We start from the raw sequence: 10595 nt of genomic DNA on the forward strand, positions 1-10595 counted from the left end.
CCGAAGCCGAACAACGCTACTACGCCATGCTGGACGACGTTCCTGTGGCCGCCTAACTTAAGCCAATCTGCCTCCGGGAAACCCGGGGCGGTTCATATGTGATATCGAGGAATTCCTGAGCAGCGATCTGGGTCGCGCCGGTATTGCTATCGTTTGAGAGCTCAATCGCGGTCCCCTTGAGGCGCTTGTTCTGAAATTCTCCTCTGAGAGTTAGCCCCAACATTACCGAATCCCTCCGCCTATCGAACTAGCGCCCTGAGATAGATTTGGGTCGCTTAATAATATTATCTGTTGATCTTGTGGTTTTCGCGCCGACGGTTCGGTGTCTAAACCTAGTCGCTTCAGAGCATAATAAAGAAGCGCGCGCCTGACTGGGATCGAAACCCGACCGTTCTGCATCCCGTAGTCCAGCTCGATCGCCCGTTTCTGGGGAGCACTGAGCTCAGGATGCGGGCCAACAGCAAGTTCAATGACTTCCTCCCAGGCGATGTCGAACATAGCTTGTTTTTGGGGAGCGCGAGTCTGACGAGTGTCCATGATGCGCGAGATTACAAAATCCCGATATTGGCCGCTCTTTTCGCAACAGGATCGAGCGTGCCAGCGAAATCCATCGAAGGCTAATGCGTGCGGTGCTATCCAACGCCACTCTGGATCCTGTGCAGACATTGACTGATACAGGACTTCAATCGCCTCTACGCGCCTAATCGCGATGACGATTGACCGAAGGATAATGGGGTCAATCCCGCGGGCTGGCGCCGGAGTCGCATCAAACACCGGCAGATTTCCAATCCAAGCATCATCTGGGCTGACGACGCCTTCAGCAACAGAACGGATTTGGGCTAAGTATTGTGTAGAGTCTGGCTTCAGGAACAACGGCTTGAAACACGATGAGCGGACATATGTCTTTCCGCTCTTGTCGTAGATCATGTTGTTCTCTGCCAATGCGATATAGCGATTTAGGTCACCTGACGCCTGATTGGGTGACACCCCAAACTTTTCGATCAGGTCGCTTCGGTTGACGTGCCCCTCCCAGAACAAGCGGAATTCGATGAATTGGAGCTTTTGCTCCACACCCCATCGCAAATTTGGTCGTTCCTCGCCCATTGTCAGCCTTAGCCCACCTACTTGAACCACCCAAAAAGTGGATGGATACGGCAATAGGGGGTAAGGCGCCCTATCCGCAACAATTTTCTCCTTTGATTCAAGATGGTTAAAAATCCGACCTTAAGGAACCGTGTTCTAAGTCAATTATATTGGCGACGCCTTGCTGCGCCAATGGTTCAGCAAGCGCCCGGACGCTGCGATGGTGCGTGAACAGTAGGACCTGGTTGGTCTTGCCAAACTCCGCGAGCAGGTCGAGCGTAGACCGGCTGCGCTCATCATCGAAATGCACCAGAATGTCGTCCGCGATGAAGGGCAGCGGCTCCGTCGCACTGGCATAATTCTCAAGGCTTGCCAGCCGGAAAGCTAGGAAAAGCTGGTCGCGGGTGCCGTCGCTCATGGTGGCGACCGCAGCAATACCGCCATTGGCTCGCCGTCCAACCACGACCGGATGGCCTTTGTCGTCGATATCGGTCTCGATTCCGGTAAATTCACCAAGTGTCGTTGCCGAAAACAGTTCGCCCGCCCGCGCAATGAGTGGATCTTGCTGTTCTGCGCGGATCGTTGCCATGGCCGACGTCACCAATTCTCGCGCAACCGAAAGCTCTAGGTAGCGTTCGAGGGCGAGATGCATCTGCGCTGCCGCCGCTTCGCGTTCGGCAACGGCGTGATTGACTTCGCTCTGGCTCAGATAAGCAGCAAGGTCGTCCTTCGCCGCTTTCTCGGCGAGAATGGCTGCCTCGATTTCGCTCTCGATCTCGGCAGCACGCGATGTCTGTTCGATCAGGTCCGCACGAACCTTATCGAGGTCGCGCTCATCCCATTCCGCCCGCAAGACAGCAAGATCAAGCTTGTCGCCCACGTCCGTAGCAGTGCGTTCGGCCAGAGCGATTTCTTCGCACAAAGCCATGCGTGCTTCACACCGTGAAGCCGCGTCCAGAAGGGCCCCATCATCGCTGCCATCAAGTTTTGCCGAAGCCGCTAGCCTAGCCAGCTCCTCCCGAGCGGTGCCGAGGGCTTCTAGCGCCTGTTCGGCCTCGAGCTTCGCCTCCTCAAAATCGGGCAGCACCCCGTCATATTGGGTCTGTGCTGTGGCGTTGTCGCTGAACCGGGCCAGCAGCATCTGCGCTGCAACCACACAATCTTCCCCGATCTCGATAGCCAGCTCGGTCGCGAGGCTGCGGACATCCGCCTGGAGGTTCGCCTCGTCTTCATCCATGCGCTTTAGCCGTTGGCGAGCCTGCCCTATCGCCGACAGGACACCGCGTGCGCCAACCCATTCGGTGACCGCGCTGTTGGCATCTGTCGGCGAAATGTCGGGTTTTAGCCCCAGCGCACCTGTTGCCGCGGGCCATGCCAAGTCCCAGGCGGCCTGTGCGTCCGTCAATCGTTGCACTTCCGCCTCAACCAGCTTGTGCTGCCGCGCGAAGTCCTCACGGTCCCGCATGTCCCTGACATAATCAGCATGGGCTTGTTCGTGCCGGGACATAGTGTTTTGCACCGCACCGACCCTGGCCGCGAACGACAGTGTGGCATCGAGCTTGCGACTCTGTTCGATCCGTTCGAGCAACTCAAGGGTTGGCGCAAGCTGGGCCTCTTCCAATACCAGCGCATTCGCCGCGTTGCGCAAGCGCTCTGCGTCATCCAACACCAGTTGCCGGGCTTGCCCAAATTGAAGCAGCGACGCCAGTTCCGGATGTTTGACCAGAACTTGCGGGAAACTCTTTCCCCATTCGGCGATGCGCCGCTCCTTCTGCCCGACCAGCGCGTCCCTCTCGGCCTCTGCCGCCTTGACCGCCTCACTTGCCTCCGCGACGCGCCGCAGCGCGAATGCGAGCGATGCAGCCCGTTCTGCCTCCGTGGCGCGACGATCGGCAAGTTCGTCTGCAGACACGATTGCGGTTTCCAGACCGTCAGCAACAGAAAGGCGAGTAGTAGCGTCATCGGGCAGCTGCCCCGAGACATATGCCGTCTTCAACGGCCTCCAGACATCGGCGCGCAGAGCACGTGCCTCGGCAAGTGACGCATCACTTGCGATGGTCCCGGATCCCTGAAGTGCAGCAATCTCAGCCTCACCGGCTAAAGTCTCGCGCTCGGCCTGTCGCTTCAGCTTGGCCTGCTCCTCGATCTGCGAGGTCAACGTCTCGCGCGCGGCCTGCTCACTGCGAATATCGTCAACGCTGGGGCATGGCAGGGTGGCAAGCGCATCAATGGTATCGAAGCCAAGCGCTTTGAGCCGTCCGCTCAATGTTGCGCTGTCAGTATCCAGCGCCTGCTGACGTGCTTGGTGCGCGGACTTCTGGGCCGCAAGGCTGGCAAAGGCCGATGACGACGCCTCTGGCGGAGCATTATGCCCTGCCAATTGTGCCGCTTCCAGACGACCGTCAATCGCCGCGATTGAATCGGCAAGCTCGTCAAGGCGTGTCCTGGCGGAGATAAGCGTGGGGCGGCGCTCCACCATCTCGTCGGCAAGCAAGCGCACGAGGTTGAGCGCAGACTGGTCCGGGATTAACGGTGCAAGATCCGCGTCCGCCGGCAGACCAAGCATGCGGCGCAGCGCCGCCAGTTGAGCCTCGCCATCGTCAATCTCTCGCTGACGATTGGCACGATCAGACCGGGCCTTGCTGACATGAATGGCGCGTTCGGCAAGATCGCGCACCCGCTGTTCTGAGGCTTTTAAATTTGGGTTCACCACAAGCGCATCGAGCCGTGCCTTTAGGCGATCCCGCCGTTCGATCGCGCCCTCGAGCCGTTTTTCAGCCCCGCTACGGTGATCGAGAGCGGTCCGAGTCCTTTGCGCGAAATCATTCGGAAAGGGCGCGACATCGTCGTAGCTGACCAGATCTTGGATCAGGCTGGCCAACTGACGCAAGTGGGGAGCCACACGCAGGACGCGCTCCAGCCGGGACGCTGCTGCGCCAATGTCCCGCCTCTCGTTGCGTAAACCCTCCAGCGTTTCCGCGGCTGCAAGCGCTGCCTTACGCGTCTGCTCAAAGGTTTCCCGGGTCAGTTGCGCGCCGCGTGCCGCCTTCTCCGCTGCCTCGAATGCCGTCAGCTGTTGGTAGAAGACACGGTTCACCGACCGCCTCGTATCGAAGAGCTTGTCCGCTTCGCCGTCGATACCTTCGAGGCGAGATACCAGCGTGCGCAAGCCGCCGCCTGCTTCGACGATCAGACGCCCAATGTCGCCATCGGCGTGAAGCAATCGCTCCCCGCCGTTGCGCAAGGTTTCGTGGTTCAGACCGAAGAGCGTTTCGAACCGCTCTCGTGTGATGGCGCCCAGGACCGGCGCAAGGACGGTGTCGTCGAGTGCCGTTCCAGACAGGTCAGCCAGTGTCTTGCCGTTGCCCTTGCGGCGCTTGAGCGTCACCGCGCTACCATCAGCCATCATCATCGTGGCCCCGATGCGCATGCCATCGTAGCCGAATAAACTGCCGCGCTGGGTATTCTTGGGAATTGAGAACAAGAAGTCGCTGATCGCGTCGAGACAGGTGCTCTTGCCCGCTTCATTCGCACCGTAGACAACCGTGAGGCCCGCTGTTTCAGGAATGGTGAGCTCACGACTTGCGCAGCCGCCATATTTCTCAAGGCTGAGTTCAGTCAGGCGCATGACCAGCCTCGCTGACTAGACTGCGCGCAAGGGCTGCAGCGCGTTCGGGTATCTCGGCGCGCATCTGCTCAATGAATGCATCGGCATGTGCGCCAGCGGGCAGTTTCGTCCGAATCTCGGCAAGCCGCGCTTCGAGAACTTGCGCAATTGCGCTGTCCTGGCTGAGGCGAGTCACTTCCTGATCAAGCTTTCCAGCCACCGTTGGATCGACAGCGTCCGGGGCTTCAGGATGAGCCGTTTCCAACCTCAGCTTTTCGAGCCACACGTCAGCCGAGAGGGTTGCCAGCAGTGTTTCCACGTCCTCCCGGAAAGCGGTACGCTCGAGGATCAATCTGGAATGGAGCGGTGTCGTTCCAGTCACTGTCAGGCGCAGGGCAATAGGCCGTCCGTCGGCATGCTCTGCGCCTTGGGCAATATGGCCGCGAATGAGATCCAGTAATTCCGGGTGGTCGTTCGTTCCGGACACATCAACTGTGATCGACGCCCAGCGCACCACATCCAGCGCGCGATGCTCAAGGCTGGTGACTCTGCCGTCATTTACTTTGACCAGGACGGCACCCTTGGGCCCCGTCTCTCGTGGGTGTCGGCCCTGAAGATTGCCGGGATAGACGATGTGCGGGTGCTCGCCGAGCACGGCATGGGCGTGGACATGGCCTAGTGCCCAATAGTCATAGCCATGATTGGTAAGCTGCTCTGGCGTGCAAGGCGCATAGCGGGCGTGATGACCTTCGCTGCCAGCACAGGCCGTATGCAGAACGCCGATGTTAAACAGTGCCTTGGTTGCAGCCGGATATTCGCGCGCCAGATCTTCAGACACGTCCGGGCGGGGGAAGCTCCGGCCATGGATCGCAACCCCGACATCATCGAGACGATGTGTGGCGGCCTTGGTCTTTGGAAAGACATGGACATTGCCCGAAAGAGAAAGCTTGTCGGCAAAACGATTGGCAGAGTCATGGTTGCCAAGCACCATGAACACCGAGACGCCAGCCTCATCTAGCCGGCGCATGCCTTCCATGAAGTATAGACCTGTCTGGAAATTGCGCAAATCGCCGTCGAAAATGTCGCCTGCCAACAGCATGAACCGGCAACCCTCATCTATCGCAAGGGTAACCAGATTATCGAAGGCTTCGCGTGACGCCGCCTCGACGCGCGCGGCATATTCCGCAGATTTACCCGCCAATCCAAGTAACGGACTGTCGAGATGAAGATCAGCGGCATGAACAAAGGTGAATCCGGTCAATCTTTTGCCTCCTGCGATGAGCATGCCACGAACCCGCCTCAAATGTCTCGATAAATTCGGGGAAGGCATTCCCCTGCTGCTGAGCCTCTGCGGTCTCATCAGACCCCTTCGTGCGGGGCTGCCGCCCCGCAACGCCCCGCAAGAGGAAGAGAACAGGATGGTCCCGTGACGGACTGAGAGCGGCGAGAGAGGCTTGCTGCGGGTCCGCTGCGGAGACCTGCCATGGCGCAACGACTTGCTGCGCGCTCCAGACCTGAGCGCGCGAACCTCTACCAGGATATTACCGACCGGATCATTGCCGACCTCGAGGCTGGCCGCGTCCCATGGGTGCAGCCGTGGGGAACAGCAAATGCAGGTGTTGGCATGCCGCACAATGCAATCAGCAATCGGCGCTACAGCGGGATCAATGTCCTCACCTTGTGGCACGCCGTGGCGTCACGCGGTTTCTCGAGCCACGCCTTTTTGACTTTCCGTCAGGCTGCTGCCCTTGGTGGAACAGTCCGGCGCGGCGAACGCGGCGTCGGAATCATCTACACCCACCGCTTCGTGCCAACGGCCGAAAGGCAGCGTGCTGATCAGGAAGGTCGCGCTACTGCCGGCGGTATTCCCTTCCTGAAGCACTTCACTGTCTTCTCCGTCGACCAGTGTGACGGGCTCCCGGAACATATCTGCCAGCCCGCGCCACCAATCCCTGAAGGGCTGATCCTCCCTCAAGCCGATGAGCTTATCGCAGCCACAGGCGCTGATTTTCGTATCGGGGGACCGTCCGCCTATTACAGCCCCGCGCAGGACTATGTCGCGGTGCCACGGCCTGACGATTTCCACGACCCGATCAATTGGCATCGAACGGCTTTCCATGAACTTGGACATTGGACGGGCCACAAGACCCGCTTGGACCGCGACCAGACCGGCAGATTCGGTTCGAAAGAATATGGGCGCGAGGAGTTGGTCGCTGAAATGGCCGGTGCGTTCGTCTGCGCCGCGCTTGGCATCGTGCCCAGTGTGCGCCACGCCGACTACATCGGGTCCTGGCTCGAGATCATCCGCGAGGACAACCGCGCCATCCTGCGCGCCGCGAGCGCTGCGTCAAAGGCCGCAGACTTCATTCTCTCCCATGGCCGGACATCTGACCTTGATGCCAATGGCGCTCGAAACGACGAACAGGTCGAACCGGACGAGACGGGGAGGCTGGCGGCATGAACCTGCTCACATCCGAAATCCGCGAGGCCCTGCTCAAGAACACGCGTGCGCGGCTGCACGCTAATGCCCTTGGGCACCCGGAGCCCGATCCTGCTCCTGTCGTCCGCTTTTTCAATCCGGTCGGCTCGGGCACCTGGCTTGCGACCGAGATCGACGAGGATGACATTCTGTTCGGCCTCGCCGACCTGGGCTTTGGGTGCCCGGAGCTCGGCAGTTTTTCGCTGCGCGAATTGCAATCAGTTCGTCTGCCGCTTGGCCTCGGAATCGAGCGCGACATCTTGTTTGAAAGTGCTGTGCCGCTTTCGACCTATGCTCGGCTTGCACGGCGCACCGGCTCGATACTGCTAGCTGAGGCGGAGATCCACCGCCGGGCCAGCGTCCCTACCCTTGGAGATGTTGAGCAGCCGCCGGATGCTTGATCCACCATCAGCCAAGGCCGCCTGCGGCGGCCTGAGAGTGAGAGGAAGGCAGGGCCTTCGTGACGGGCTAGGAAGCCAAGAGAAAGTCTCGCGGCGGCCCGTCATGGAGACCTGCCATGGCCAAACAGCCCGCAAAAATCACCCTCAGCCCGTCGCGCGATATTCCATTCGACCAGCTCGTTCTATCCCAGTCCAATGTCCGCCGCGTGAAATCGGGCGTCTCGATCCCCGAGCTGGCCGAGGATATCGCCCGACGCACACTGCTCCAGAGCCTGAATGTGCGCCCCGTCGTTGACGCCGATGGTCAGGAGACCGGCATTTTCGAAGTTCCCGCCGGCGGACGGCGCTATCGTGCGCTCGAACTGCTCGTGAAGCAAAGGCGGCTCGCCCGCACCGCACCCATCCCCTGCATCGTGAAACTGTCGGACGACGGCGTCTCAGCCGAAGAGGACAGCTATGCGGAAAACGCGCTGCGCGAGCAGCTTCATCCGCTGGACCAGTTCCGCGCCATGCAGGCTATGATCGACAAGGGCAGTGCGGTGGAAGACATTGCCGCCCATTTCATGACCACGCCTGGTGTGGTGCGGCAACGCCTCAAGCTGGCATCGGTCTCTCCCAAGCTTCACGACATCTACGCCGACGATGGGATGACGCTCGAGCAGCTGATGGCCTTCACCGTGTCTGACGATCATGACCGTCAGGAGCAAGTCTGGGAGATGCTGGCACACAGCTTCAACAAATCTGCGGCATTCATCCGCCAGCGCCTGACCGAGAACAGCGTCCGCGTCGCCGACAAGCGGGTCCGCTTCGTCACCGTCGATGCCTATGTTGCCGCAGGTGGCTGCGTCATGCGCGATCTGTTCGAGGATGATGACGGCGGGTGGTTGACCGACCCCGCGCTGCTTCACCGTCTTGTTGAGGAAAGGCTCGGAGTCGAGACGTCCCGTATCGAGGCTGAAGGCTGGAAGTGGGTGACAGCCGCGGTCGACTTGCCGTGGAATGTCACGAACGGCCTCCGCGAAATTGCGGGCAACGAAGTCCCCATGACCGCCGACGAGCAGGCGATGCTCGTACAGGCACAGCAAGAAATGGGACGCATCGAGGCAGAATGGGCCGATGACCCGAATGTGCCCGATGAAATCCATGATCGCATCGATGCGCTCGAGAGGGAAATCAGCAGACTGGCTGAGCGGCCGGTCACCTTCGATCCCGTAGAGATGGCGATTGCTGGTGTCTTCGTCACCATCGAGGCAGACGGTTCACTATGCGTCGAGCGCGGCTATGTTCGGCCCGAAGATGAGCCAGTGAGCGAGGCTGAAAGTGATGCCGACGGGATGGTCATCAATCCGGGTTCGGGCGAGACTGCGGTCAGTAGCAGCATAAACGGTCAGAACGTCGAGGCCGGAAATGCCGGGACGGCTGCTGGTGCCGACGACGACGACGGTGACGACGAGGTGTTGAAGGCTCTGCCGGATCGGCTTGTCGCAGACCTCACGGCCTGGCGCACGCTTGCGCTGCAAGATGCCTTTGCACAGAACCCCGCTACAGCATTCGCCGCGGTGCTGCATGCGCTCGTCCTCTCCACCTTCTACAGCTACAGCCGCGAGAGCTGTCTGCAGCTGACGCTGAACCAGGTATCTTTTGCCAATCCGCCCGCGGGTCTGCGCGACAGCGCTCCGGCAAGGGCCATCGCCGATCGCTCGAAGCAGTGGGCTGATCGGTTGCCTGATTCCGACACTGAGCTTTGGGACGCACTTCTCGAGTTCGGTGCGGAAGAACAGGCAAGTCTGTTTGCCCACTGCGCGTCGCTTGCAGTCAACGCACAGGCCGAGGTCGTGCCCAAGTACGACAATGGCCGGGTGTCAGCGCACAGCGTCGCACGGCGGGTCGAGCACAGCCATGTCTTGGCCCGTGCCGTTGACCTCGACCTGATTTCAGTAGGCTGGAAGCCGACGGTCGACGGCTATTTCCGCAGTGTGACCAAGCCGCGTATTCTGGCCGATGTCACAGAGGCACGCGGCGAGCAGTTCGCTGCCATGATCGATCACCTCAAGAAGGCCGATATGGCGCGCGAGGCCGAACGCTTGCTCGAAGATGCCCGCTGGCTTCCCGAACCGCTTCGGACACCGGAACACCCCCGTGCCGAGGAACAGGGTGCGTGCCCAGATCCCGAGGAGATTGCAGTGCCGGCATTCCTCGCCGGCGATGACCCCGCCTACGCGATCGCGGCGGAATAAGCGGAGCGCGCCAGCGCCCGCCAGTCTTCACATCCACAACTATCGGGCCCGGCCAACAAGCCGGGCCTACCTCGTGAAATAAGGAGGACAGAATGACCGACATCCTTGTCGAATTTGGTGTGACGAGCGACGGCCTGATGGCCGCTCGGGTCGATGGGATCGCCTATATCGCCGTGCCGATCAGGGATGGCTTCTCGATCGCATCCGGCTGGAAACTCAGTCGGCCCATCGCCGAATGGACACGATCTGATGTCTATGGCGCAGAAGGGGCTGTGGCCGACGAAAGTGCGTTCCGCGCCTTTGTCGCTGATATTGCGCTGCACGTCCAACAGCGCAATGCACTTGGCCGCATCGATACGATCCTGCGCGTGTCCACGCCGTGGGGAATGTCCCAATCGGCGACCATTTACGCGGACGGTATCGTCTTCCACTCCACAGCTGGACACGGTGGCTTCAAGCTCGACCGCGCACGCAACGCAGCTATGCCTTCAGCTCTCCGATTGTCAGGGGGTTGGTATGAGGAAGACGCTGAATGGGCGCTGGTCGCCACAGGCTTTCCCGACCTCTTCACTTATCGCGAGCAAACCAATGCAGACCGAACGCTACGGGACTGGTTTCCGGATGCTTGGGAAGCCGTGAACGGACGAAAGCTGTCGGCCGGCGAGTCATTCACGCGTGATCGTCAGCATTTTGGTAAGCGGTGTTTTCAGCCCACGTCGATCCAAGGCATGAGGTCGCCGACGCTGTTTGCGGGATGACCATCGGCAAGCTTGGCGAGCGTCTCGGTC

Annotated in this window: 7 protein-coding genes; 4 read left to right on the forward strand and 3 right to left on the reverse strand. The window is 60.3% G+C overall.

Annotated features, from left to right (window positions below):
- Positions 1 to 222: 222 nt before the first annotated feature.
- The 3 genes from C7451_RS19145 to C7451_RS19155 all read right to left on the reverse strand — a co-directional run bounded on the left by C7451_RS19145 (position 223) and on the right by C7451_RS19155 (position 5951).
- Complete coding sequence (locus tag C7451_RS19145) at positions 223 to 1104, reverse strand: BrxR family helix-turn-helix transcriptional regulator (RefSeq protein ID WP_110300447.1); 882 nt, start codon at positions 1102 to 1104, stop codon at positions 223 to 225.
- Positions 1105 to 1210: 106 nt separating this feature from the next.
- On the reverse strand, positions 1211 to 4711 hold the full coding sequence (locus tag C7451_RS19150) for a YhaN family protein (RefSeq protein ID WP_110300448.1): 3501 nt from the start codon (positions 4709 to 4711) through the stop codon (positions 1211 to 1213).
- On the reverse strand, positions 4698 to 5951 hold the full coding sequence (locus C7451_RS19155; RefSeq protein WP_244182035.1) for a metallophosphoesterase family protein: 1254 nt from the start codon (positions 5949 to 5951) through the stop codon (positions 4698 to 4700). The genes C7451_RS19150 and C7451_RS19155 overlap by 14 nt, the downstream gene beginning before the upstream one ends.
- Positions 5952 to 6173: 222 nt before the next feature.
- Between C7451_RS19155 and C7451_RS19160 the strand changes: the two genes are divergently transcribed.
- The 4 genes from C7451_RS19160 (at position 6174) to C7451_RS19175 (ending at position 10565) form a co-directional block, all read left to right on the forward strand.
- Positions 6174 to 7151, forward strand: coding sequence for an ArdC family protein (locus C7451_RS19160; RefSeq protein ID WP_110300450.1), 978 nt, complete (start codon positions 6174 to 6176; stop codon positions 7149 to 7151).
- Positions 7148 to 7570, forward strand: coding sequence for a DUF2958 domain-containing protein (locus tag C7451_RS19165; RefSeq protein ID WP_110300451.1), 423 nt, complete (start codon positions 7148 to 7150; stop codon positions 7568 to 7570). The genes C7451_RS19160 and C7451_RS19165 overlap by 4 nt, the downstream gene beginning before the upstream one ends.
- 116 nt (positions 7571 to 7686) lie before the next feature.
- Positions 7687 to 9807, forward strand: coding sequence for a ParB/RepB/Spo0J family partition protein (locus tag C7451_RS19170; RefSeq protein WP_110300452.1), 2121 nt, complete (start codon positions 7687 to 7689; stop codon positions 9805 to 9807).
- 92 nt (positions 9808 to 9899) lie between these two features.
- Positions 9900 to 10565 carry a DUF7007 domain-containing protein gene (locus tag C7451_RS19175; RefSeq protein WP_244182036.1) on the forward strand — a complete coding sequence of 222 codons (666 nt, stop codon included), beginning with the start codon at positions 9900 to 9902 and terminating at the stop codon, positions 10563 to 10565.
- The last annotated feature ends 30 nt before the right edge of the window (positions 10566 to 10595 follow it).

Origin of the sequence: Blastomonas natatoria, assembly GCF_003201955.1 — a bacterium.
GTDB classification, from domain to species: domain Bacteria; phylum Pseudomonadota; class Alphaproteobacteria; order Sphingomonadales; family Sphingomonadaceae; genus Blastomonas; species Blastomonas natatoria.

Bases quoted from the DNA above. Each gene is read 5' to 3' on its own strand.
- C7451_RS19145 (WP_110300447.1), bottom strand. From the start codon at position 1,104: ATGGGCGAGGAACGACCAAATTTGCGATGGGGTGTGGAGCAAAAGCTC.
- C7451_RS19175 (WP_244182036.1), top strand. From the start codon at position 9,900: ATGACCGACATCCTTGTCGAATTTGGTGTGACGAGCGACGGCCTGATG.
- C7451_RS19165 (WP_110300451.1), top strand. From the start codon at position 7,148: ATGAACCTGCTCACATCCGAAATCCGCGAGGCCCTGCTCAAGAACACG.
- C7451_RS19170 (WP_110300452.1), top strand. From the start codon at position 7,687: ATGGCCAAACAGCCCGCAAAAATCACCCTCAGCCCGTCGCGCGATATT.
- C7451_RS19160 (WP_110300450.1), top strand. From the start codon at position 6,174: ATGGCGCAACGACTTGCTGCGCGCTCCAGACCTGAGCGCGCGAACCTC.
- C7451_RS19150 (WP_110300448.1), bottom strand. From the start codon at position 4,711: ATGCGCCTGACTGAACTCAGCCTTGAGAAATATGGCGGCTGCGCAAGT.